The sequence below is a fragment of the Ferrimonas sediminicola genome, from assembly GCF_005116715.1.
GTDB lineage: Bacteria > Pseudomonadota > Gammaproteobacteria > Enterobacterales > Shewanellaceae > Ferrimonas > Ferrimonas sediminicola.
This window is the reverse complement of sequence record NZ_SWCI01000002.1, coordinates 137,663-161,133: the sequence shown is the minus strand read 5'-3', so window position 1 is coordinate 161,133 and position 23,471 is coordinate 137,663. Positions and strand designations below refer to the sequence as shown.

Sequence of the window (23,471 nt, the reverse complement as noted above, 5' to 3'; positions counted from 1 at the left end):
ACAAGGAGTGTCAGGCCGGGCGGGAGCGCCGCCAGAGCAGCAGAATCAGGGTGCCCAGGGTAACGATGATGGCGTCGACCACCAACTCCACCGTGCCGAAGAAACGGCAGTCGCCGCAGGCACCTAGCAGTTCGGCGCTGAGTTTTGCCACGCCATAGTGCACCAGGGGAAACAGCAGCAACAACCCGGCACCGATCGCCACCGCCTGGCCGCGCCTGTCCACCCCCGCAGCGATCAGCAGAAACCCCGACGCCAGCCAGCATGATGGCAACCAGTTATTTGCCAGGACAAAATGTCGGAGTTCATTGCTGGCACCGTGATAACGGCCCGCCTCGTCATACACCTGAAACGCCAAAGGCAGTTCGAACAGATGGGCAATCAACGGATACAAAAACAGTCCCAGAGCCGCCCAGTAACAACAGCGTTTCAGCCAGTTCATCAATACCTTCCCTTAAACACTCACCCGTTAGAGGGCGTCTTACTCCCGAGGTTCCTGAAACCGGCACGATTTCCAAGGTTTGACACAAAGGGGGACCCGACGCCACAGCGGCGCCGAGCCACATTCGCTGCGCCACCGGTTACCAAGATAAAGAAATCAGGGTTCGACGATGGCAAAGTCACCATTCGACGGTTCAAACAGACGGAAGAAGGCCACCAGATCCACCATGCTGCCCTCCACCCTAAGGTTATCGCCGGACACCAGGTCGCCTAGGGCCACCTGGCGTAAAGCCAGCTGGATAAACAGCTTACGGCTCAGTCCCAGGTAGGGCACCGACTCGGGACTGGGCTCGGGCTCGGCCACCGTGCGGTAGCGCATCACGCCGTTTCTGATCTCGACCAGGAAGCGCTGGTTGTCGTCCAGGATCTCCAGCAGCAGCTGATGATGGCTGCTGCCGGCGGCGTCATAGTCCAGCCTGGTAGCCAGTGCGTCCAGGAAGTGGCCGGTGCCAGTATGATAGAGCACCCCGACCATATTTTTCTCCATGCTGAGCCCTTCGGTCACGCCCTCTCTCAGCTCTTTGGCGCCGCTTAGGTAGGAGTCGCGCCAGGTACCGGACTCCGCCTGGTAGCCCATCTGTTCATAGGCTCCGGCCAGCATCTCCCTGGCCTGGCGGTCACTGGGATCGAAGAACACCAGGTGGTTAAGCAGCTCCGCCGCCCAGCGGTATTCACCGAGATCCAGCGCCGCCGCCGCCTTCAACCGCATGGCCTCGGCGCCGCCAGCCAGCTCCACGTAGCGGCGAGCGGCTGCGGCCCGGGGCAGCGGGTCCAGGTGGGCGGGGTTGCCGTCATACCAGCCGAAGTAGAACTGGTAGACGGCACGGCTGTTGTGCTTGAGGGTGCCGTAGTACCCCCTGGCGGAGAACTCCGTCCGCAGAGGGGCTGGCAGTTGCAGCCGGTCGGCGATCTCTCCCGGGGTGGCCCCCTGATTGGCCAGCCTCAGGGTCTGATCGTGAATAAACTTATACAGGTCACCCTGGCTGCTGAGGAAATGTCCGACCCGGTCGCGGCCCCACACCGGCCAGTGATGGCTGCCGAAATAGACCTCGGCCTCCTGGAAACGCTGAGCCGCCTCATCGATGTAACGGCTCCACCCCAGGGCGTCCCGCACCTTGGCCCCCGAAGGGTGTAGAGGTTGTGCATGGTCTGCGACACCATCTCGGCGCCGCAGAAGGCGTTGAAATCGGGCAGGTAGAAGGTGAACTCGGCCGGAGCCTCCGAGCCCGACACCAGCTGAAACTCAAACGCCACACCATCCAGGGTGTGGCGCTCCCCGGTGTGGGCCACCTCCAGGTTGGGCGGCACCAGGCCAACGCTGCCAAAGGCCACCGATTTGCCCAGCCCCAGGTCCAGATGGCCCTTGGGGGAGATGGCCAGGTTGCGTCCATACTGGTAGCCGGCGCGGCGTACCATGGCGGTTCCCGCCAGAATGTTCTCGCTAGTGGCCTCCTTCATAAAGCCGACCGGCGCCACTATGGTCAGCGCCTCATCGGCATAGCGCCGCACCGCCTCGGCACCGCCGAAGTGGTCCACATGGCTGTGGGTGTAGATAAGGGTGGTGATGGGCAGCGCCTCCAGGTGTTGGAAAGCGAACGCCAGGGCAGCGGCGGCGGTCTCCTGGCTGGTCAGCGGGTCCACCACTATCCAGCCCCTGCTGCCGCGGATCAGGGTCATGTTGGCCAGATCGAAGCCGCGGAGCTGGTAGATCCCCGGGATCACCTCGAACAACCCCACCCGGTTGTTAAGCTGGGCTTGGCGCCACAGGCTGGGGTTGGCGGTGTCAGGAGCCGTCCCGGCCAGGAAGGCGTAGGGCGGCAACGACCAGATTACCCCGCCCTCGTCATCCGTGACCGTCAGCGATTCCGGGGCGGCGATCAGGCCGCGTTCGGCATCGTCAAACGCCTGGCGGCTCTCCAGTGGCAGGGACTGGGCCACCCGTCGGTTATGGGCCCGGGTATACTCACTGGCCTCGCCCGATTCCGTCGACGGTCGTTCTCCACCGCAGCCCACCAGCAGCAAGGCCGCCGCCATCCCACATACCCATTGCTTGCCGTCCATGCCGCTCTCCCTTGAAAAAATCTCTTATAACCTAACACCCTATTCTCCAATTTCACTCCATTTCCACTCAGGCCGGTGCACAACGTCCTGAAACTGCTCCGAGCCGATTCGCGGGAGCGACTCGCAGGCGTCCACAGAAAAGCCCGCCGAAGGGCGGGCTTGGTCGCTACGGGCGGGCCGGTTACCGGATCATCTGCTGCAGGGTGTTGGAGATCTCGGTGTTATCCAGATGGCCGACAAACTTTTCGGCGCCAGGCCCAATCGCGCCCAGGGGGACATCGATGGCATCGTGGCCTGTGGTAGTCCAGCCGCTGAAGCTGCGGGCGCTGATCATCTCCATTAACTCGGTATAAAGCCTGGACTCCTCAGCGGAAACCGACGCCAGCCGCTGCACCTCTTCGGGGGTGAAGTTGAACGCCACATGCTGCTCGAGGATGGTCGTCATCGCCTCGGCCGGCTGGTTCAGCAGGGCTTGGGTCAACACCGGCAGAGACGCGGTGACCTGTTTGACCGGACCTGCCTCCCAGCGATACTCGCCGGCGGCGCCCAGTGTCAGCCCGCCGGTAGAGTGATCGGCGGTGAACACCACCAGGGTGTCGCCCCGGTCACGAGCAAACCGCTCCGCCAACTCCAGCGCCTCGGCAAAATCCTCCATCTCCCTCATGGCACAGGCGATATCATTACCATGTCCACACCAGTCGATCTGGCTGCCCTCCACCATCAGGAAGAACGGGGTGTCGGAGCCGCCAAGCAGCCGCAACCCCGCCTCGACCATCAGGCTCAACCGCTTGGGCTGATCACTGTCGATGGCATAGGGGAACCCCTTGGGCGCGAACAGCCCCAGAACCGGCAACCGAGTCAGCTTGTCCAGCCCCTCCAGCTTATCCTGGTACTGATAGCCCCAGCGAACCATCCTGTCCCCCAACTGGTCGGTCTCCATCGGGAAGTAGCTCTGGCCACCGCCGAGGATCAGGTCCACCAGCGGCTGGTCCGGCTTCAACCGGCGGCTGTAGAACTGTTCGGCAATCACCTGATAATCCCTGCGCGAGTGGGCATGGGCAACGAAACTGGCCGGAGTCGCATGGGTCACTTGAGAGGTGGCGATCACCCCGGTGTGCCAGCCCAGCGACTTGGCGCGAACCAGCATGCTGTCCAGGGGCTGTTTTTCGGCGTCGACGCCGACGGCGCCATTGTAGCTCTTGGTTCCGGTCGCCAGGGCGGTGGCCGCGGCAGCGGAGTCGGTCACCACGGTATCGTCATGGGGAAAGGTGCTGGCGCTGCCGGTCATCAGCCGATCAAACACGGTGTCACTCACCCGGTCCACCTGGCTGTCGGCCTGATAGTAGCGGAACGCTGTGGTGTAGGCCGGGCCCATACCGTCACCGATAAAGAGAATGACGTTCTTTGGTGCCTGGGCAGCCTGGAGGGAGGTGGCCAGCATAGCGGCACCAAATGCCATGGTTTTCAGCATAATGGGAATATCCTCTGGTACTCGAACCAGGGATCATGCCCGGTTTGGCGGTCGAATGCCAGGGAGGGACTTAGGGTTTCCAGACCAGGGTGACCCCCCGGTCGGCTTCGGCGCCTTCGTAACGGGCCTTCAGGGACCAGCCGGCCTTGAATCCGGACACAATGCTCTGACCGGCGCAGCCCTTGCCGCCCTGCTGGCATATCTGGATCAACACGCCATCGGGGCGCAACCGGGACAACAGTGCGTCGATTCCGGGCAGGGCCAGGATCGCCAGCGGGGCCAGATCGCGAAACAGCACGCCATTTAGCGGACCTTCGCCGGTTTCACCGGCGGCCACCACATCGTAGCCCAACTGGACCAGGCCGCTCTCCAGCTCTTCATCGGGCGTCCACATCACCACCCTTCCCCCTTCCGGAACCCAATGACGCCACCCCTGTTGGAGCGAGCGCCACACGCGCGTCCGCTTCAGGTTGGAGTCCTGGACCTGCTTTTGTTGAGGGCTTTGGTGCATAACGCCTCCATTATTCCTTTTGCCTTACCCAGTCTACTGCGCCATCCGGGGCGTTTATTGACCTGACACCATACAAACAGCGATTTGTGTCACAAAATCTCCGCCGCCGACCCCAGGCCCGGGCCGGTATGGCCGGGCCTGGGGCCGGCGCGCGCCTTGCAACCCAAACCAATGGAAATAAACTGTTTTTTTGATCTGTTCGACTGGTCAGTCCTCCCCAAAGGCGTTAGCTTAATCCTTAACCAACCCAAAAGGAGATCCCCCATGGATGAACTGACTCTAGCCTTTGAGCGCAGCCAGCAAGAGGTGAAGCAGTTGCCCAGCCGCCCCAGCAACGACCAGTTGCTGTCGCTCTATGGCCTGTTCAAACAGGCCACCCAGGGCGACGTGACCGGCAGTGCACCCTCGGTGTTTAAGATGGCTGAGCACGCCAAGTACCAGGCATGGAAAGCACTGATCGGCACCGACTCCGAGGAGTGCAAGCAGCGCTACGTAGAGCTGGTGCAGAGCCTGGTACGCCAACAGGGGTGATCCCTGGCGCCCTCGCTCTCGTATGGCATAATTCACTATTTCAAGGAGTTGAGGGCGATGCTCAGCAAGGACAATCTGACCGGCGACACGGACAACCTGTCACCGGAAGAGATCCGCCGCTTCGATGCCCTCGCCGAGGAGTGGCGCAAGCCGGATGGTGCCTTTAAGACCGTGTTGGCGTTCAACCAGGTACGTCTGCAGCACATACTGGCGGAGATCCGGCGCCATTTCGGCCGCCGCTCACTGAGCATACTGGATGTGGGCTGCGGCGCCGGGCTGCTGACCGAACCGCTGGCCGGCGCGGGTCACCAGGTGCTCGGCATCGATGCCAGTGCGGTCAATATCCGGGTGGCCCGGAAAAATGGCTGGGAGTTGTCGGCCAACCTCAGCTATCGCCACTGCCTGACTGAGGTACTGTGCCGGGAACAGGCCCGCTTCGATCTGGTCCTCAACACCGAGGTGGTGGAGCATGTGCCCAACCCCGTTCAGTTGCTGCAGGAGTGCGCCGAGCTGGTAAAGCCCGGCGGCATGATGGTGGTGGCTACCCTTAACCGCACCTGGCAAAGCTACCTGATCGGCATCATCGGTGCCGAATACCTGCTGAAAGCCCTGCCCAAGGGCACCCACAGCTGGCGGGCTTTCGTCACGCCCGCCGAGATCGGCGCCGCCCTTGCCCCGCTAGGCTTTCACTGCGCTTCGCCCCAGGGGATGGCCTACAACCCCCTTTCCGGTCACTGGCGACTCTGCCGCGGCAGCAAGGTTAACTACCTGGTGTCTGCGATTAAAGATGACTCAAGTCAGTCAGATGCTTGAGTCACCTCGGCGGGATGGCTTACCCTAGGCTAACGCCTTCGCCACCGGGAAGAATGCTATGCGAACCCTTTGCCTCTGTCTGGCCCTGCTGACCCTGCCCGCCGCCTCAGAGGAGATACGCTACAGTGGCGGCTACGACCTGTGCGCTCGCGAAGCAACCCGCGAATCGGACCTGATCGGCTGTCTCGAGATCGAGCTGGATCGGAAGACCGAGCGCCTGCTCTACGCCCTGGAGCAAGCCCTGGCGAGGCTGACGCCACCACGTCAGGCGGAACTGGAAGCGCTGCACCGGCAGTGGATAGATTACCGCGACGCCAAATGCGAGTTCCTCGCCCACCGGGTCAGTGGTACCGGCGGCATTACCGACTCCCTCAAGTGCAAGGTGGAGGAGACCCTGGACAGGGCCTTGGAACTGGAGGAGATCTACTAGGCTCCTTGCCCCCAAGGCGATGGCAGCCGCATCTTCAATCTCGATCCAAAACGAAAAACGGCCACCCGAGGGTAGCCGTTTCGAAAGATGGAGGCGCGTCCCGGAGTCGAACCGAGGTCCACGGATTTGCAATCCGCTGCATAGCCACTCTGCCAACGCGCCATATATTGTATTCCCGGTCAGGGAAATTTGGAGCGGCACACGAGGTTCGAACTCGTGACCTCAACCTTGGCAAGGTTGCGCTCTACCAGCTGAGCTAGTGCCGCTTAAATCTCTGCATCTATTTAGTGTGTTTGGCGAAGAATAGAAGGTTGCGCTTCTTTCTACACCACACTGAGCTAGTGCCGCTTAAATCTTTGGACTCTGCCGAGTGCCTCAAGCTTGTCCCTGTCTCCAGAGGACGAGAGTCATTGTAGCGGCAACGATTTTCTCTGCAACCCCTACCGGGATCGTTTGCCTATTTGACGCGCGATTCCCGGTCAAGGGAGCATCAACCGGGAATCAGGCGATCATTTGCCGGCCAATGCGCTCAAAGTCTCGGCAACCCGGGATATCTCCTCCCGGGTGTTGCACAGGTGCGGGGACAGCCTCAGGCCGAGGCCACGACGGTCATAATGAACCTGTAACCCGGTCAGCACCCGTTCCACCTCTGCCGTGCGCTCGCCGGGATCGACAATCACCGTGCCGCCCCGCCGGTGTGCCTCCCTGGGGGATCGCACCCAGGAGGGGCAGGCGTCCATCAGGGTGTCGGCCAGAGCCAGGTTATGGTCCCGGATCGCCTCCAGTCCCACTTCCCGGGCACACTCAAGGGCGTGCGTAGCCAGCAGATAAGGGATCACCGACGGAGTTCCCCCCCAGAACCGGGCCGCATCCGGGTGATAGCGGAAATCATGGGGATCGAACTCAAAGGGGTTGGCGTGGGAGAACCAGCCGACATCCCTGGGCCGCAGCCGCGGCAGCAGGTCCGGGTTCAGCCAGATGAAACCGGCCCCCGGCCCGCCGCCGATCCATTTCACGCAAGAGCCTATCACCGCATCCGCCTGCCAGCGGTCGATCGCCATCGGCAGTATCCCCATCGACTGGGCCACATCCACCACGCTGCGCACCCCCAGGCCCCTGGCCAGGGCGCAGATCTCGGCCACCGGCGCCTGCTGACCTGTGTTGGACTGCACCTGGGTAATGAACACCAGGCCCACATCCGGCCGGCTCAGTGCCGACTGCCAGGTGGCCAGTTCGGTGACGTCGCTGCCGCCAGGAAGCAGCCTCAGTTGCCAGCCCCAGCTCTCGGCCTGACGCGCGACAAACACCATGGAGGGAAAATCCTCTTCACACATCAGCAGCACCGGGCGCGCCGGTTCAGGGGTTAACCCCCCGAGCAGCTTGGTCAGGGCACTGGAGAGGTTAACCTGGGGGCAGTACTGCTCGGCGGCGCCGCCTATCAGTGACGCCAGTCCCCGGTTGAACCGCTCGATCCCCGCCAACCACTGCGCCCAGGGCTCCCCCTGCTCCCTCCAGGGTTGGAAGAACGCCTTGGAAACCGCTTCCTGGGCACCGAGCCAGGGCCGCCCAACGGAGTGACTCTGCAGGTAGATCCCCTCTACCGGTTCAACCGGCCACGGGGTCATCGCTGCGCTCCATCGGCCACGCTCGCCCGAAGAGTCGCCACGTCGCGGAAACGGCTGGGAATATCGTCGCGCTCGGCGGCCATCCGCAGATCCCTGAGCTTCTCCAGGGATCGCAGCAGCACCTCCAGCGGAGGGCCACTGGCGGTTACCTGCGCCAGGTGCTTCTTGGCCATGGTGGCCGATGGCGACGAGATAAAGCGGGACACCAGCTGATCATGGTGCTGATGGGCGGTGTGCCCATGGGCGTCGAGCACTTGGAGAAACTTGCTGGCCACTTCCCGGTACCAAGCGCTCTGCTGCTGGGAGACCGGCACCTCCAGCAACTGATCCAGGAAGCTGGGGCGTCGCATCACGTCGCGAAGCAGGCGTTGATCCTCCGGCATCATGTAGAGGAACTTGTCCACCAGCAGCTGAGAATAGAAGGGATTATTGGCCTGGCACAGCCCCAGCAACATGTCGATGACGTTGATGCCTGCGAAGTCGCCGGCGTTGGCGCCCCGATACTCGTGCTGGCCTACCCTGAACGGCTTGTAGTAGGGGCGAACGCTATGGAAGAAGCGCTCGGGGGCGAGACGCTCAAACAGTACCCGATTCCACCTGGCCACATCCACCAGCGCCAGCCGCGCATCCTCCAGCAGGTAGGGGGCCACAGGGTGGGAGATCCCCATGGGCAGAATGCGCACCAGAGCATCGGCTGCCCGCTTGTAGGCCAGTACCGCCAGTGTGTTGAAGTCGATGAACAGCGCCTCATCCTCCAGGGAGGTGAAGCGCTTCGGCTGACCCTGCTTGGCCAGGCAGTGGGTCGTCAGGTGACTGGTGGCAAATCTCGGGGTCACCCCCAGGGAAGCGCCGATGTGCAGCGCCAGAGCCGAGGCCTCCTTCAGGGGGGAACTGCTCTCCCTGGAGGGCTCAGTCAGATCGTGGCGGCGGCAAGCCGCCATGTACATGCCGACGTTACCTAGCAGATCGAAGTTGGCATCAAACCCCTGATCGGTGTTGCCCTCCGCCAGCAGCCGGGTGACATGCTCGCGTCCCTGTCGCTCCATCGCCGCCTTGATCTCATCGCCGATGCCCTCGACATTGGCCCTGTCCTCCTGGGCAAAGTAGCGCTGTTCCAGCTCGGTATTCAGCTGGATGAACTCGTTGCGAATCCAGTGATCGAACGCCTGGGTGTGGGTCATGCTTGTGCCTTCCTTACTGTTGTCCCGGCCTGGGCCGGTTCCTTATCGTTATCGGTTTACTATGACCACTCCCCTGCCCCTTTCGCAATAGATTTGCAACAACTGGCCGCGGCAGGCGCGCGTACAGCCTTCGTTCCAGTGTAAAGCGATCAAAAAAGGCTCCCTCGGGAGCCTTTTGAATGATCGGGCGAATCAGTAACGCCAGTTGGTCGCAAAGGCGGTACTGTCCGCCAGCATGGCATCGGTCATCTTGATGTACTTGGCCTTAAGACGTCCTAGGGGCTGGGCCTGCTGCTTTAGCCTGGTCACCCCGGGGGTGGCATCGGCAATGGCATTGGCCTGATAGAAACCCTGGGAGATCAGCGCTAGCATGTAGAGCGCTGCCGAGGCCTGCTCCCCCTGAGCCAATGCGGTCAGCCTGCCCACCAGCCAGTCCGCCTGCTGTTTGGACAGGCTCTTGATCGGCCTGGACTGCATCAGGGCCACCAGCTTGAGCAGTTCCTGCTGCTGACGCAGCCCTGCCGGCATCACCAGGGCTTCAAGCAGCGCCTTGGCTTTCTGCCAGTGCTTCTCCCGCAGCAGCTTCTCCACTTCGGTGAGCTGCTGATCAAACAGCCGAGTATCGGCACTGACGCCTGTGGACAGGGCGGCATCGATCAGCTTGGCGATGGCGTCGTGATCCTCCATGGCCAGCATCGACTCCAGATCCAGCCACTGGAAGTTCTTCAGCAGATAGTCGAACCCTTCTGCACCGCCGCACTCCAGGCTGGCATCCACCTTAAGGGGCACCACAGGAATCTTCTTCTCCCGGGCCATCTTGATCTCGGTCATCACCTCGGCGGAGCCTGGGTGAGTGGCATCGCCGATGGCGTTGCGGCTGGCCAGCAACAGCAGAACTTCCGCCTCTTTCATAGCGGCGCTGATCTCCTTGGCGAAGCAGCGGCTGGCGCCAATCTGTTCAGGGGCAAACCAGACCGAATGACCCAAGACGCCCAGCCCCTGCACTATGGCAGAGGCCAGAGGAAAGTCCCGGCTGGAGTAGCTCAGGAAGAGTCGCATCAGATCGCCACCTCACCACGGCTGTGCTGCTTGTGGTTGTGCAGCTGATTACGGATGTTGCGCACCGTCTCCTCTGCCTTGGTGGAGGAGACGGTGGTGTCCTGGGCCACATCCTGGTTATTGAGATCGGTCATGTGAGCGTCGATCATCGCCAGCTCCTCCTGACGCTCCTCCTCGTCCATGTCCGGGTCCTCCATGATCTCCCGGCGATCCTGCTCCAGCTGGTCGATGCGCACTTCAATGGAGGTGCTTTCGTTGTCCTTGGCGTCGTTGGCCATGGAGCTGACGCTGTCCTCGTTGAGGATGGTCAGACGGATGCGTTCACCACTGGCCACGGACAGGGTGATCTCGGTGGCAGAGATGGAGCCGTTGTCGGCGTTGTAGCCGTTGCTGCGGTCCACATCCCGCTTGGCGACGTTGGTGACGTCCTTGTAGTAGAAGGCGTTGGCCTCTTTACCGATGCACTTGCCGGCGATGAAGTCGTAGTAGGTGGTAAATACGTCCACCTTGTCCTCGGTGAGGAAGATGTATTGAACGTACTGTACCGCAAACAGGATCTGCTTATTGGCACCGGTCCAGAAGCTCAGCTCGTTACCCAGGTTCAGCTTGGATTTCACCTGACGACGCTTGTCGTCATCCTGAATCAGCGCCCAGTCACTCAGAACAATCGCTTCATGATCGGTGTAGATGATGTCCTCCTTCTCTAGGCCACATTCATCCATCGCCATCTGCTTCAGCTTGTTGTCGATCTGGTGATTGATCGCTTCGGCCACTTTGCGCCCGGTAAACAGCTCATTGTCGGAGAAGATGGGGATTTGGCTCAGCAAGCCTCGTCGGTAACGCTTGATGCGCTGAATCATCGAGTGATAGGCCGGGGCAATCACCGCCTGAACCGCCAGGTTCTCCTCCAGCTGCAGCTGACGGCGACGGTGCTTGCGGTTGCGGCCAAACAGGATCAGCCCCAGCAGCAGCATCAGTGCGCCAGCGGCGCCAAAGACCACGGCAACCACCAGGAAGAAATCCCGTTTCCCCGCCAGCCTGGGGAGCTGCAGTTTCTCGGTGACCAACTGCCTGGCCAGGTCCAGCACCATGGGGTTGCCGATGAAAGCCAGATAACCGATGCCGGCCAGTCCCAGGGTCAGGATCAGGAAGAACCAGCTCCAGCGGGCAGCGCCCTTGCGCTTTCGCTCGGCCAGGTCACGCGCTTCGGCGGCGGCCTGCTGCTTCTCATCCAGCTTTCGCAACTGACGGCGGGCCGAGGCAATGGTTCCCTTCATGGCGGTCTTGACCGGCTCAAACAGCGGCCGGTTAAAGAAGTCCCAGAACATCTTGCGATCGCCGGTCAGCTTCAGACCCTGAGACTCGATCTCCTCGCGGGCGTTAAAGCGGGAGTGCGGCAGATGCAACGGGTTTCTCAGGTGAGGGTAATCGATGATCTCGGGGTGATCTGCCATGTGCTGATGGCTGTCGCGCTGCCCCTTCTTCAGGGTGTCAAAGGCCACCACCAGCTCATCATCGGCTTGGTGGCTGCTCAGCAACTCCCCTTCGGTACTCCACAGGCTGATGCTGGTGTCACGGCGGATCAGCAGGCGATCGCCTTCGAGCTCGGCCAGATCGTCGGTGAAGCTGAAATCAAACTTGAACTGATGGAGGAACTTGCCGGTGGCGGACCAGATGCTCGGCGGATTGTTCTCGGTTTTAATCAGCCAGCTGCCGTCATCCAGGGTAAAGACCTCGTTGATGGCGGATTTAAGCCCCTGCATTACCGCCACCTTCTTCCCTTCGAAAGACCAGATGGTGACATCCTTGGGTTCGCTGATGGCCAGGTTGTCGGAGTTGGAGAACAGCTTGATGTCGCTGAGCGCCGCTACTTCCGCTTCCATCACCGTCAACTCGCGACCGGTGAACAGATCCCAGACCCGCACCGTGTTGTCCTTGGCCACACTGAGCAGCTTGCCTTTGGCCAACTCAATCAGACCCAGGATGCGATCGTCGTGACCTGTGAGCAGCTGCTGCTGCCGACCGTTAAAGGCGGAGACACAGATGTTGTGATCCAGACCTACACTGACAAAGGTCCGCTCCATCTTGCGCAGAGGCATCAGGGCGATCACATCCCCAGAGTGGCGCTGATAGGGCTTACGGATATCCTCATCGTCACAGATCAGGGTGTAGTCCGGCCCCTGGCCCCACTCTACCCGGTACTTTCTGTCCAGTTTGGTATCCTTCAGCAAGCCCTGTTCCAGCTCGTTGTCCGTCAGGGTTTCGCAACGGCTTTGCTTACTCATCACTGTTTATCCATCTTAAGGTTGTTGCTTCTGTTTCAAATCGTTTTCCGCTTCGGCGTTATGCCAGGTGACATGCTCGAACATCGCCTCACGGGCCAGCTCGGTCAGCATCACCTCTTTGGCCGGCGTCATCTCGCCGCTGAGCAGGCCATCCGCCCGCAGATAGAGCTGCTCCATGCTGCGATAGCCCTCGGCGGTGGTTTCATAGCCCGCCAGCTCACTCCACAAGGCAATGGCACCGGCAGTCATCAGGCTGTACTGCAGCCCCAGCATCAGGTAGTCCTTGCTGTCGGCAAACACCGGGTTACCCAGGCCGTACTGCAGCGCCACCACCATGAACAGCGCCAGGGCGAAGACGATGCTGCCGTTAAACAGTCCCTTGGCCCACCTTTGGCACAGTTCAGCCGCATACAGGGGGCGCTTATAGAAGCGCTCGCGCCAGCTGAGCGCGCTCACTCGCTGCCGACTCAGCCTGGCACTGAGGAAGTTGCGCTGATCCTGGATCCACCTGCTGCGAACCGTCTCGGCACAAAAGCCGGGGGCCGCGCGCCACCAATCCAGCTCGGCGAGGGCGATGGCGTGGTTGAGCAGCGGCAGATGTTGTCTGAAGCGCCTGGGGATCAGCGGTGCCGCGGTGGGCGCCACCGCCGACAGGTTCAAAAAGCCGCGGATGCGCATCCCCTCGGCAATCCCCCTGGCCAGCTGGTATTTCCATTTCAACTCCCGGCGGGCCGCGTGCTTGACCAGCAACGCACAGTAGAGCAGGCCGCCCAGCATCCCGGCGAAGATCCAGGCCCCGGTGTCGCCGTTTAGGTAGTTGGAGGCGATCTCATACAGGGTGAGCACCAGCAGCGCCGAGAGGAAGAACCGCTGCACCGTGCGCCGGTATCCGGACTGACGTTCCAGGGCAATGGCGTCGGCGCGCAGGAAGACCGGCTGAGTCTGCTCCAGGCCGGCGGCCGGATAGGGATCACTCTCCGTCGGCAGGGACAGCGCGTTGAACTGGTTCAGGTCCGCCAGCAGACGGACAAACTCCCCGGACAGAAACTGGGCGGTGGAGCCCTCCCCCATCTCGGTATCACACTGGCTGGCCCACAGCTGACCGGGGCCGGCCCGGCTCCCCTTCAGGCCCTGGCCATCAAAGGGGCAGAACTCGGGCGTAAGCGGCTCGGCCCCACCCAGCCTGGATACCGGCAACCGGTGCACCAATCCCCCCATCTGGCCATCGAACTGCGACACCGGCGCCAGGGCCGGGTTGGCCTGACCCAGTGGCCACTGAGGTGGCTGGCCCAACTTGTAGGCCACCGCGTCGCCGGTGCCCCCGGCGCCCCGGGACGGTTGTCCGTCCCACAGCGCCAACAGCACATTGGCGTACTTGGCCACGAACAGGCTCTGGTTCAGATAGAGGGTATTTCGCTCCGGTCCGTAATCGGCGTCTTCCAAGGCTCTGGCCTGCACCTCGTCAGGCAGGTGACTGGGCACCACCAGGATCTCCTCCCCCTGCTGGGTGAGGGTCTCCACCAGGGCATCCAGGCGCTGCTCCGCCTGGGGATCATAGTCCAGCCCGGAAAAGTCTCGTCGGTAGCATGCCAAGGGCATCGGCAGGCAGGCCTTGACCCGAATCCGCTCGCCTCCGAGGCTCCGTTTCATCTCCAGGGCCACCTCGGCCACCCAGGTATCGGCTCCGGCGGCCAGGCCGGTCATCACCCACAGCGGGGTAACGGGATCGAGCTGTCCAAGCCAATAGGTCAACGCCTCCCTGATGTGGCCCTTAACCTCAACCTCCCGTTCGGGAGCCAGATCTCGGTGCCCGGACACACCGACAATAAAGGGGAGTGCAGAAAGGTGGGGATCAGCGGGTAACACGGTTTTCTCCGGTGCCTGATGCACCTGTGTGAGGCTATTTTCGATGGGGTTCATAAAACCACATACAAACACCTGATTCAAATCAATTTATTCTAAACTGCATGACATGGACCCAACTTTCCGAATAAAGGTCGGATCAGTGGCGGCGGGGCGATACTTTTCTTACCCGGCCAGGATATGGGGCCAATCTCATTGTTTTTGAACGCCGTTTGTAAGAGCATGGGAAACACCTCAAGGAGCCTGAGGTCGAACAGGAGTCACCATGGATTTGGTTCACACGGACACGGCACGACGGCGGGTCTTTCAGGGCCTGTGTCTGGCGCTGATGCTGGCGACATTCTCCACCGCTTTAGTCAACCTGTATATTAGCAGCCACCCCGTGTTGGCCGCCGTGGAGTTCGCCTTCTCCGCAAGCTCCTTCCTGCTGTTCCAGTACAGCCGCACTCACCGGGAGCTTGGACCAGGGCCGTTTATCTATCTGACATGCTGCGTACTGCTTACTGTGGTAGCGATGCTGTCCAAACCGGTTTCCGAAGCGATCTTCGCCTGGTTCCTGTTCTTTCCACTGGTGCACTATGTGATTCTCGGCCAACGCCAGGGCGCGGTGGCCACCGCCCTGACCCTGACCGCGGCGCTGATCACCCTGGTGGGACACCCCAGCAACACCCTGCCCCTCTCTCTGGTGATCATCAACCTGACACTGACCTACCTGTGCATCTGGATCCTGGCCCACGTTTACGAGGCCAACCGAGAACGCAGCGCCGAGATGCTGTCGCAGATGGCGCTCAGAGACGCACTGACCGGCTGCTACAACCGCCACGCCCTGTCCCGCTGCTTTCAATTGCGGCGCACACAGCTGGTTGACCAGGGGCGCCCCTTTGCCATGCTGGTGGCAGACCTGGACCACTTTAAGCAGATCAACGACCGCTATGGGCATGATGCCGGCGACGAGATGCTGCGTCAGAGTGGCGAGTTGATGCGCAGGGTGTGTCGCGACACGGGACAGGTGTTTCGTACCGGCGGTGAGGAGTTCTGCATCCTGCTCAACTGCGACACCGAGGAGCACGCCCTGGCCGAGGCGGAGCGACTGCGCCAGGGGTTTGAGCACCACGGCTTCCTGCATCAGGGCCAGCTCATCCGTCTGTCCATCAGCATTGGGGTCACCCTGGTGGTCAAGGACGAAGAGCTGCAGAAGTTGCTGAACCGCGCCGACAGCCACCTGTACCAAGCCAAACACCTTGGTCGCAATCGGGTGATGCTGGCCAGCTGAATCCTTGCCAATCCGCGGATACTGTCCTAGTTGTCTAAGGGTTCAACCTGGTTAAGGAGAGCCGCGGATGACCAAGCCCATAGTCGCAGACATCAAACCGAAGAAAGTCAGTCTGGAAAAGGGGAAACAGTACCTGTTCTGCGCCTGTGGGCGATCCGCCAACCAGCCCTTTTGCGATGGCTCCCACCGCGGCACCGGCCTTACCCCCACCGCCTTTACCCCGGAGCTGGATCAGGATGCCTTCCTCTGCCAGTGCAAACAGTCCGGTAACAAGCCCTATTGCGACGGCAGCCACACCAGGCTCGACGCCACCAAGATTGGCCGTCCACTGCACCTGAACCAGCCCCACGGACCGGAAGCCAGAGCCACCCCAGAGGAGCCCCATGTGGAGGAGATCCACAAGCTGGCCCGGGAGGGTCTCTCCGGCAGCCATGGCGAAATGGTGGCCATGGGGGTGCCGAGATCCCGGCTGCCCCAATGGGACGATCTGCAGATCCTTACCGCTCAACTGGCCACCACGCCCCTGGCGGAGCACACCGAGGTGAACACCGAGACCGTCATCGGCCCCCGGGCGGAGAAACCGCTGATCCTGTCGATCCCCCTGCTGGTCAGCGACATGAGCTTCGGCGCCCTCTCCCAGGAAGCCAAGGTAGCCCTGGCCCAGGGGGCCGAACAGGTGGGGACGGGGATCTGCTCCGGCGAAGGGGGAATGCTGCCCGAGGAGCAGGCGGCGAACAGCCGCTACCTGTACGAGATGGCCTCGGCCCAATTCGGCTACAGCGAAGAGAAAGTCAGGCTGGCGCAGGCATTCCATTTCAAGGGGGGCCAGGCCGCCAAGACCGGCATCGGAGGCCACCTGCCCGCCATCAAGGTCACGGACAAGATCGCCGAGGTTCGCGGGCTGAAAGCGGGTGAAGACGCCATCTCACCGGCCTGCTTCGAGAGATTGCGCAGCGCCAGCCAGTTCGCCGACTTTGCCGAGCGCATCCGCAACATCACCGGCGGCATTCCCGTTGGCTTTAAGCTCTCCGCCAACCACATTGAGGCGGACATCGAGTTTGCCCTGGCGGCCGGGGCCGACTACCTGATCCTCGACGGCCGGGGCGGCGGCACCGGCGCCGCCCCGGCCCTGTTTCGTGACCACATCTCGGTGCCCACCCTGGCCGCCCTGCCCCGCGCCCGTCGCTACCTGGACCAGTGCGGGGCCAGTGACGTGTCATTGATCATCACCGGCGGCCTGCGCACCGCCCCGGACTTCATCAAGGCCCTGGCCTTGGGCGCCGACGCCGTGGCCCTGGCCAACTCCGCCATCCAGGCGGTGGGCTGCATCGGCGCCCGTATGTGCAACACCAACCTCTGCCCCGCCGGCATCGCCACCCAGGATCCCAAGCTGCGCCAGCGGCTGGATGTGGATGACGGTGCCCAGTGGCTGGCCCGCTTCCTCACCGCCTCCACCCAACTGATGCAGATGATGGCGCGGGCCTGCGGCCACCACAGCCTGGCGGAGTTTGAGCCGGACGATCTGTGCAGTTGGAAACGGGAGGTGGCCGAACTGACCGGCGTCAATTACGCCGGTGTCGACCTGGAAGGGAGGGATTGATTCTATATCAGCGGCCGAGCACCCAGGGTTTGGCGCTTTTTTGCTCGAACGATTCCGCAGCGTTTGACAGCGGGGGCGTTAAGGCTAAAATACCCTGGCTGGACAAAATGTTACATCGGTGTGTGGCGCAGCCTGGTAGCGCACTTCCTTCGGGAGGAAGGGGTCGGAGGTTCGAATCCTCTCACACCGACCATTTTCCTCTGCTGTCCTATCCTTTTCTTCCCCAACACGCATCATTTCCCCCAACCTGACCTTACGATTTCAATTTCCACAAAAGACTAGAGTGTCAGCTATCGCCATGATGCAGCCTCCTGCAGATGACTTCGTAACGTCCAAGCGTAGCTGCCTTTCAATTTTCGTATCATATTCCATTCGCACTGACCGTTACTTCATCCCCAACCGCTTGGCCAGGCGATGCAGGTTGCCGGTGTCCAGCCCCAGGTCGCGGGCGCTGGCGGCCCAGTTGCCACCATTGGCCTCCAGGGTTTGGCGTATCAGCCGTTGCTGGAACTGCTCGGTGGCCTGACGAAAGCCCAGGCCAGGATCTGCGCCGGGTAACGAGACCGGGGCCGGCACACCCGCTTGCGGATCGGTGGTCGGCCCGCGATCAAGGTGGCGGGGGTGGATCACCACCTCGGCGGTCGGGCTCTCGGCCCGCGCCAGAACCGTGGCACGGTGCAGGCAGTGCTCCAACTCCCGTACATTGCCGGGCCAGGCGGCGCCCATCAACAACCGGCGCGATGCCTCATCCAGCCTCAGGCTGCTGAGTCCCAGCTTGCTGCGCCACCGCTCCAGAAAGAAACCGGCCAGCAGCAACAGGTCGTCGCCGCGTTGCTCCAGCGGCGGCACCTGCAAGGGGAACACGCTCAGCCTGTGGTAGAGATCGGCCCGGAAACGCTTGTCCAGCACCTCCTGGCGCAGGTCGCGATTGGTGGCGGCGATGATTCGTACGTCCACCTTGATCGCCTTGTCGCTGCCTACCCGCTGCAGATCACCATACTGCAACACCCGCAGCAACTTGGCCTGCAACCCCAGCGACAGCTCTCCCACTTCGTCCAGGAACAGCGTGCCGCCATCTGCCAACTCGAACTTTCCCTGGCGGTGACTGATGGCCCCGGTAAAAGCGCCTTTCACATGACCGAACAGCTCGCTCTCGGCAACGGACTCCGGCAGGGCGGCACAGTTGAGGTAGATAAGCGGCTTTCCGGCGCGCAGGGAGGCACCGTGGATCGCCTCGGCCACCAGCTCCTTGCCTGTACCGGTCTGGCCCAACACCAGGGCAGTGAGGTCGGTCTTGGCCACCACTTCAATCTCTCGTTTCAGCGCCAGCATCGCCGGCGACTGACCGATGATCTCCCCACTCTGGTGCGGTGGACCATCGGCGCCCGGCAGGCTGACACCCAGCTGGCCACTGAGCTGCTCAAGCTTCTCCATCAACAGGGCGTTGTTCAGGCTGGCCGCCGCCAGTGCCGACACGGTGCGCAGGTCGGCGTCGCTGAACCGGTCAAACTGGCGCGGATTGAAGTCGTCAATGGTGAGGGCACCGATCAGGCGCTGGTTGGCCACCAGTGGCAAGCCCACACAGGCGTGCACCTTCAAGGTATCGTCATGGCTGGGGATCAGCCCATCGTAGGGGTCCGGCAGATCGCTGTCGGCGGGAAACCGCACCACGTCCCCCGCCCGGGCGATGGCTTCCAACCTGGGGTGCTCGGCCACTACGAAGCGACGCCCCAGCACCTCCGTGGCCAGACCGTTGATGGCCAGGGGGGTGAACTGATCGCCGCGAAACACCAGCAGTGCCGAAGCGTCACAATCCAGCAGGGTACGCACCGTGGTCAGCAGCCTGTCGAAACGGTCCTGGGCCGACACTCCCGAAGTGAGATCCAGCGCCAGGCTGGCAAAGTCATTTATCGCTAATCCCATCGACGCTCCTGGGTAATCTATGTCAAAAAGACATTTAATTGTCATTTTGACAGTATAGCGCAGCTGTCAGAATGACACCATCGCCACAAATAAATCCTAAAAAAACAATCACCTAAACGTTGGCATGAATACTGTAGTAGGTAAATCAGTTTTTGGAATGATTTAACCGATATTGAGGTACGGCTTCATGGCAATCCACGTAAAGAACAACATCCACTGGGTCGGGCAACGGGACTGGGAGGTACAAGACTTTCACGGCACCGAATACCGGATGACGAAGGGGACCAGCTACAACAGCTACCTGATCCGGGAACAGAAGACGATACTGATCGATACGGTCGATCACCGCTTCAGCCAGGAGTTTGTCCAGAACCTGGCGATGGAGGTGGAACTGAGCCAGCTCGATGCCATCGTCATCAACCACGCCGAGGAGGACCACGCCGGAGCCCTGGCTGCCCTGCTGGAGAAGATCCCCGGCACCCCCATCTACTGCACCGAAAACGCCATCGATTCCATCACCGGCCACCACCACCGACCGGACTGGAACTTCCAGCCGGTGAAGACCGGGGACAGCCTGGATCTGGGCAACGGCAAGCAACTGGTCTTTGTGGAGGCACCCATGCTGCACTGGCCCGACAGCATGATGACCTACATGACCGGCGACGCGGTGCTGTTCTCCAACGACGCCTTCGGTCAGCACTACTGCGACGAGCGGCTGTTCAACGACGAGGTGGATCAGGCCGAGCTCTATGAGCAGTGCCTGCGCTACTACTCCAATATCCTCACCCCTTTCAGTGCCCTGGTAACCGCCAAGATCAAGGAGGTGCTGAGCCTGAACCTGCCGGTGGAGATGATCGCCACCTCCCACGGTATCGTCTGGCGCGACAACCCGGTGCAGATCATCGAAAAGTACCTGGAGTGGGCCAACGATTACCAGGAGGACCGCATCACCATCTTTTACGACACCATGTCCGGCAACACCCGCATGATGGCAGACGCCATCGCCCAGGGGATTCACGACGTTGATCCCGGCGTTGCCGTTAAGGTGTTCAACGTCTCCCGCCAGGACAAGAACGAAATCCTGGCCAACCTGTTCCGCTCCAAAGGCGTGCTGGTGGGCTCCTCCACCATGAACAACGTGATGATGCCCAAGGTAGCCGGCATGCTGGAGGAGATCACCGGGTTGCGTTTCAAGGGCAAGAAAGCCGGGGCCTTCGGCAGTTTCGGTTGGAATGGCGGCGCCGTGGATCGCATCCATGCCCGCCTTAGCGACGCCGGCTTCGACACCCTGGCCAGCCTGAAGGTCAAGTGGAAGCCGGACAGCCGGGCGATGCTGGCCTGCCGCGAACATGGCCGTCAGGTCGCTCGACAGTGGGCCCTGCATCCGCTGGCCGAGGCAAAAACGGCTGACCAAGCCTTGTCGGCCCCGCCTGCCCTGCCCGGCACCTGCGTGGATAAAGTGGCAGCACGCCTCGCCGGGGATCAAGGCGGCGCCATGCTCTGCACCCTGTGCCAGTGGGTCTATGACCCGGCCCAGGGCGAGCCCAGCCAGGGGGTGGAACCCGGCACTGCCTGGGACCAGGTCCCCGACACCTTTCTCTGCCCCGAGTGCGGCCTGGGAAAGGGGGTGTTCGAACCCATCGCCCAACAGGAGGACGCAGCATGAACGCCCCCATCGTTATCATCGGCAGCGGCTTTGCCGCCTATCAACTGGTTAAGGCGCTGCGCAAGATCGACGCGACCCAGCCGATCACCGTGGTCACCGCCGATGACGGCCATGACTACAACAAACCGGATCTCAGCCATGTGATCAGCCGGGGCCAGAGTGCCGCCGACCTGGTGAAAATGACCGGAGCCGAGTTTGCCGAGCAACAGCGGATCACCCTGCTGACGCGGCAGACCGTCGAGCACATCGATCCGACCCAGCACAGGCTGAGGCTGGGCGACCAGACCCTAAGATACGGCCAACTGGTGCTGGCCACCGGCGCCCGCGCCATGGTGCCGCCCATCGGTGGCATGGCGGCCAGCGACATCCTCACCCTCAACAGCCTTGAGGAGTACCAGCTGCACCAAAGGCGCCTGGCCGATGCCCGCTCGGTGCTGGTGATTGGTGCTGGCCTGATTGGCACCGAGCTGGCGATGGACCTGGCCAGCGCCAATAAGCGGGTGGTGCTGACCGACATGGCTCCGCAACTGCTGCCCCGGTTGCTGCCGGAGTTCGTCGCCAGTCGGCTCTACACCTGTATGGACACCCTGCCGGTGCAGTTGGAGCTGGCCACCCAGGTGCAGGGCGCGGAACTTCAGGACCAGGGCTACTTAATGAGCTTTGCCAATGGCCATCAGCACAGCGTCGATGCCGTAGTGGCGGCCATTGGCCTGCGGCCCAACGTGCAGTTGGCCCGCCAGGCCGGACTGATGGTCAACCAGGGCATTGTGGTCGACAACCAGCTTCGCACCAGCGCCTCCGGAGTATTTGCCCTGGGTGACTGCGCGGAGCGCGACGGTCAGTTGCAGCCCTATCTGCAGCCGACCCTGCTGGCCGCCAATGCCTTGGCCAAAACCCTGTTAGGACACCCCTGTGAGGTGGCTCAGACGGTCACTCTGGTGAAGGTGAAAACCCCCCGCCTGCCCATACAACTGGCCGGGGACACCAGCAGGCCCGACGCTCGGTGGGAGGTCAAGGTAGACGCCGACGGTATGACCGCCAGTGCCTTCGACGGCGAGCAGCGCCTCATTGGCTTCGTCACCACCGATCTGCATATGAAAAACGCTTTCCCGCTGCTAAGACAGCTGCCCGTCGAATGAGGAGTGTCCCATGACCGGTTACGCCGGTGGCCGCCCGTTGTTGCAGGAATCGGCGGCCGCCCTGGTCACGCTGCTGACGTGGCTAAACAGAGGCTATCGCCTCCTGGTGCCGAAACGCCTTGCCACCGCCCTGGATCTGCCCGGCCATGAGCTTGGTAAGGTCTGCTTTGAATGTGAACTGTGCCTAGGGGCACACCCCAACTGACTTAAAGAGGTATTGATCATGAGCCATCTGCGCATCCCGGCACACTGGACCATTCAACGCTCTACCCCGTTCTTCACCAAAGACAACGTGCCCTCAGCCCTGCTGACCCATCACAACACCGCCGAAGGGGTCTTCGGCCAACTGTGCGTCATGGAGGGGGAAGTCACCTACTTCGGCTTCCCGGACAAAGACGCCGCCGAGCACGAAATCAAGGTGGTGATTCCGGCGGGTAGCTTTGCCACCAGTCCGCCGCAATACTGGCATCGTATCGAGCTGTCCGGGGACGCCCAGTTCAATATTCACTTCTGGTCTGAGCAAGACAAGGGTGATCAACCGCTGTTTAGTGCCCGTTGAACCTGAGCGCCCGGTAAGGTGCGCTCACCAGGGCCTCTGAGTCAGGCGATAGTTAAAGCCAGGTTCCTGCCCAGGATTCCTGGCTTTCGCCTCTTTGCCGGGCCTTTGGATAGCCTCAGGTAGACCAACTAAAGTGAGTCATTGCGAATTGAACAGAGGATTGCCGGCCAAATGGACGCCGTCAGAAATAGAAACCCGTTTCAAGTTTCAACTTGTGGTGTTATGGCTTCGAATAGTGAGCAGTAAGCATCAACGACTTTTATTACTCTCTTCATCATCGGCTTCTAGGACCGCGTTGGAACCTGTTGTCCTTTCAATGCTGACACTGAGTTTCTGGTAAATGCCCAAAGCGACGATAGAGAGAGAGGAGACGAAGATCAGTGACGCGGGATAAATCAACATCTCCAAATTTTCGGTACCTGCTTTAAATATGTAAACCAGCCCTTCAATACTTACGGCAATCGAGATTATTACCATAATCTTGGTGATCGTCTTTCTCGCTTCCTCAGGGTTCCTAAGCTCCTTTTCTTGGAAGACATCTTCTTCAACCATATACTGTGCCACGTCAATGATTGCGGCAGCAATAATGATCGCTCCGACAGACTGAAGCACAACAGGGATGAACTGCCCTCTGTCACTTAAGAAAACTCCCTCTACTATCTCGTAGGTAGACCAAAGGATTGTGATAAGCGCAATAAAAATTAAAGTTATTGCCGCCATGAAATGAATATAGGTTAGAGACTTTTCACAAAAGTTCTTCATCTATTGCACCCTCATTTTCTGCATGACTCCAGAGAGTCCTGAACGGGCAGCCAAGAATTCACTATAGCACAACAGGTCGCCACATCAAGTCAGAGAGGGACAGAATAAAAGTAGAACAACAAACCCAGCATTGATTATTACAGGTTAACAGTGCCCTTTTCAGCAGCCGAAACAATTCATCACCTAAGCCATAAATAGTTAACGGCCGGAGTTCATATTCC

21 protein-coding genes and 3 tRNA genes are annotated in these 23,471 nt (G+C 61.2%); 10 read left to right on the top strand and 14 right to left on the bottom strand.

Annotated elements, in window-relative coordinates:
- Positions 1–10: 10 nt before the first annotated feature.
- The 5 genes from FCL40_RS04150 to FCL40_RS04135 all read right to left on the bottom strand — a co-directional run bounded on the left by FCL40_RS04150 (position 11) and on the right by FCL40_RS04135 (position 4,541).
- Positions 11–439, bottom strand: coding sequence for a hypothetical protein (locus FCL40_RS04150; protein ID WP_136851655.1), 429 nt, complete (start codon positions 437–439; stop codon positions 11–13).
- Positions 440–595: 156 nt separating this feature from the next.
- Positions 596–1,519 (bottom strand): alkyl sulfatase dimerization domain-containing protein, encoded by a 924-nt coding sequence (locus FCL40_RS18650; protein ID WP_205729085.1) that lies wholly within the window; start codon positions 1,517–1,519, stop codon positions 596–598.
- Positions 1,441–2,559: an MBL fold metallo-hydrolase gene (locus tag FCL40_RS18645; RefSeq protein WP_205729084.1), complete on the bottom strand. Its 1,119-nt coding sequence runs from the start codon at positions 2,557–2,559 to the stop codon at positions 1,441–1,443. Before FCL40_RS18645 ends, FCL40_RS18650 begins: the two co-directional genes overlap by 79 nt.
- Before the next feature lie 181 nt (positions 2,560–2,740).
- Positions 2,741–4,030, bottom strand: coding sequence for an alkaline phosphatase (locus FCL40_RS04140; RefSeq protein WP_205729083.1), 1,290 nt, complete (start codon positions 4,028–4,030; stop codon positions 2,741–2,743).
- Positions 4,031–4,100: 70 nt separating this feature from the next.
- Positions 4,101–4,541: a hypothetical protein gene (locus tag FCL40_RS04135; protein WP_136851654.1), complete on the bottom strand. Its 441-nt coding sequence runs from the start codon at positions 4,539–4,541 to the stop codon at positions 4,101–4,103.
- A gap of 264 nt (positions 4,542–4,805) precedes the next feature.
- On the opposite strand from FCL40_RS04135, the gene FCL40_RS04130 reads away from it, so the two are divergent.
- From FCL40_RS04130 to FCL40_RS04120, 3 genes are read left to right on the top strand one after another with little or no spacing between them, the layout of a single operon-like run.
- Complete coding sequence (locus tag FCL40_RS04130; protein ID WP_136851652.1) at positions 4,806–5,072, top strand: acyl-CoA-binding protein; 267 nt, start codon at positions 4,806–4,808, stop codon at positions 5,070–5,072.
- 57 nt (positions 5,073–5,129) lie between these two features.
- The gene (gene ubiG, locus FCL40_RS04125) at positions 5,130–5,885 is read left to right on the top strand and encodes a bifunctional 2-polyprenyl-6-hydroxyphenol methylase/3-demethylubiquinol 3-O-methyltransferase UbiG (protein WP_136851650.1); all 756 of its coding nucleotides are present in this window, start codon (positions 5,130–5,132) and stop codon (positions 5,883–5,885) included.
- Positions 5,886–5,943: 58 nt separating this feature from the next.
- The gene (locus FCL40_RS04120; protein ID WP_136851648.1) at positions 5,944–6,315 is read left to right on the top strand and encodes a lysozyme inhibitor LprI family protein; all 372 of its coding nucleotides are present in this window, start codon (positions 5,944–5,946) and stop codon (positions 6,313–6,315) included.
- 88 nt (positions 6,316–6,403) lie between these two features.
- Here the strand turns inward: FCL40_RS04120 and FCL40_RS04115 are convergent.
- The 7 genes from FCL40_RS04115 to FCL40_RS04085 form a co-directional block, all read right to left on the bottom strand.
- A tRNA-Cys gene (locus FCL40_RS04115) sits at positions 6,404–6,477 on the bottom strand.
- Between the two features lie 28 nt (positions 6,478–6,505).
- Positions 6,506–6,581, bottom strand: a tRNA-Gly gene (locus FCL40_RS04110).
- Positions 6,582–6,824: 243 nt separating this feature from the next.
- On the bottom strand, positions 6,825–7,940 hold the full coding sequence (locus FCL40_RS04105) for an aminotransferase class V-fold PLP-dependent enzyme (protein ID WP_136851646.1): 1,116 nt from the start codon (positions 7,938–7,940) through the stop codon (positions 6,825–6,827).
- Complete coding sequence (locus tag FCL40_RS04100) at positions 7,937–9,121, bottom strand: PrnB family protein (protein ID WP_136851644.1); 1,185 nt, start codon at positions 9,119–9,121, stop codon at positions 7,937–7,939. The genes FCL40_RS04105 and FCL40_RS04100 overlap by 4 nt, the downstream gene beginning before the upstream one ends.
- 192 nt (positions 9,122–9,313) lie before the next feature.
- A complete protein-coding gene (locus FCL40_RS04095; RefSeq protein WP_136851642.1) occupies positions 9,314–10,180 on the bottom strand; it encodes a toll/interleukin-1 receptor domain-containing protein in 867 nt (288 codons plus the stop codon).
- Positions 10,180–12,465, bottom strand: a complete 2,286-nt coding sequence (locus tag FCL40_RS04090; RefSeq protein WP_136851640.1) for a WD40 repeat domain-containing protein — start codon at positions 12,463–12,465, stop codon at positions 10,180–10,182. Before FCL40_RS04090 ends, FCL40_RS04095 begins: the two co-directional genes overlap by 1 nt.
- Positions 12,466–12,480: 15 nt before the next feature.
- Positions 12,481–14,331: a hypothetical protein gene (locus FCL40_RS04085; RefSeq protein ID WP_136851638.1), complete on the bottom strand. Its 1,851-nt coding sequence runs from the start codon at positions 14,329–14,331 to the stop codon at positions 12,481–12,483.
- Between the two features lie 262 nt (positions 14,332–14,593).
- Between FCL40_RS04085 and FCL40_RS04080 the strand changes: the two genes are divergently transcribed.
- From FCL40_RS04080 to FCL40_RS04070, 3 genes are all read left to right on the top strand, one after another.
- Positions 14,594–15,601 carry a GGDEF domain-containing protein gene (locus tag FCL40_RS04080; protein WP_136851636.1) on the top strand — a complete coding sequence of 336 codons (1,008 nt, stop codon included), beginning with the start codon at positions 14,594–14,596 and terminating at the stop codon, positions 15,599–15,601.
- Positions 15,602–15,668: 67 nt separating this feature from the next.
- Complete coding sequence (locus tag FCL40_RS04075; RefSeq protein WP_136851634.1) at positions 15,669–17,201, top strand: glutamate synthase-related protein; 1,533 nt, start codon at positions 15,669–15,671, stop codon at positions 17,199–17,201.
- Positions 17,202–17,317: 116 nt separating this feature from the next.
- Positions 17,318–17,394: transfer RNA gene (locus tag FCL40_RS04070), tRNA-Pro, on the top strand.
- Positions 17,395–17,585: 191 nt separating this feature from the next.
- Here FCL40_RS04070 and norR read toward each other — a convergent pair.
- A complete protein-coding gene (gene norR / locus FCL40_RS04065; RefSeq protein WP_136851632.1) occupies positions 17,586–19,124 on the bottom strand; it encodes a nitric oxide reductase transcriptional regulator NorR in 1,539 nt (512 codons plus the stop codon).
- A gap of 187 nt (positions 19,125–19,311) precedes the next feature.
- Here norR and norV point away from each other — a divergent pair, with 187 nt between their 5' ends.
- From norV to FCL40_RS04045, 4 genes are read left to right on the top strand one after another with little or no spacing between them, the layout of a single operon-like run.
- Positions 19,312–20,790 carry an anaerobic nitric oxide reductase flavorubredoxin gene (norV, locus tag FCL40_RS04060; RefSeq protein ID WP_136851630.1) on the top strand — a complete coding sequence of 493 codons (1,479 nt, stop codon included), beginning with the start codon at positions 19,312–19,314 and terminating at the stop codon, positions 20,788–20,790.
- On the top strand, positions 20,787–21,929 hold the full coding sequence (gene norW, locus FCL40_RS04055; RefSeq protein ID WP_136851628.1) for an NADH:flavorubredoxin reductase NorW: 1,143 nt from the start codon (positions 20,787–20,789) through the stop codon (positions 21,927–21,929). The genes norV and norW overlap by 4 nt, the downstream gene beginning before the upstream one ends.
- A gap of 10 nt (positions 21,930–21,939) precedes the next feature.
- On the top strand, positions 21,940–22,134 hold the full coding sequence (locus FCL40_RS04050; protein ID WP_136851626.1) for a hypothetical protein: 195 nt from the start codon (positions 21,940–21,942) through the stop codon (positions 22,132–22,134).
- An 18-nt stretch (positions 22,135–22,152) separates the two neighbouring features.
- Complete coding sequence (locus FCL40_RS04045) at positions 22,153–22,488, top strand: DUF1971 domain-containing protein (RefSeq protein ID WP_136851624.1); 336 nt, start codon at positions 22,153–22,155, stop codon at positions 22,486–22,488.
- A 249-nt stretch (positions 22,489–22,737) separates the two neighbouring features.
- On the opposite strand, the gene FCL40_RS04040 is transcribed toward FCL40_RS04045, so the two are convergent.
- The gene (locus tag FCL40_RS04040) at positions 22,738–23,250 is read right to left on the bottom strand and encodes a hypothetical protein (protein ID WP_136851622.1); all 513 of its coding nucleotides are present in this window, start codon (positions 23,248–23,250) and stop codon (positions 22,738–22,740) included.
- Positions 23,251–23,471 lie beyond the last annotated feature (221 nt).